The organism is Olleya sp. 1-3 (assembly GCF_002836085.1).
GTDB lineage: Bacteria > Bacteroidota > Bacteroidia > Flavobacteriales > Flavobacteriaceae > Olleya > Olleya namhaensis.
Map to the genome: position 1 here is coordinate 1 of NZ_PJBW01000036.1, position 562 is coordinate 562.

General features: G+C 39.7%; 1 protein-coding gene. It reads left to right on the forward strand.

Translation table 11 applies throughout. The features are described from left to right. A partial coding sequence (locus tag CXF54_RS12945) for an Ig-like domain-containing protein (protein ID WP_410503942.1) occupies positions 1 to 562 on the forward strand: 562 nt, incomplete at both ends.

Here is a 562-nt window from a genome sequence, read left to right on the forward strand (position 1 = left end):
TACCAAATGAAGGTGCATGGCAAGTAAATCCATTAACAGGTGAAGTTAGTTTCATACCAGACGCGAGTTTCACTTCAGATCCAACACCTGTAGCTTATACAGTGGATGATAATGATGGTAATATTTCAAATGTGGCAACTGTAACAGTAGATTACGTACCAGTAGCGGTAGATGATTTAGTTACGGATAATACGACAGGATTACCAGTAGTGGTTGATGTATTAGCAAATGATACAGCAGGTGATTTAGTAGATCCTGCAACAGTTCAAATAGTAGGAACTACAAACCCTGGAGATTCATTATTAGTAGCAGGCGAAGGAGAATGGACAGTAGATTCGGTAACAGGAGCTATCACATTCACACCAGAGTCTGGCTTTACAAGTGATCCAACACCAATTGAGTATACTGTATCAGATGATGAAGGAAATGTTTCAGATTCAGCAGAGATTGTATTAACCTTTACTCCAGAGCTACCAATTGCAGTAGATGATTCAGTAGTTGGAGCAACAGGAACACCAACGGTAGTTGATGTATTAGCCAATGATAGTGATTCAGATGGAAC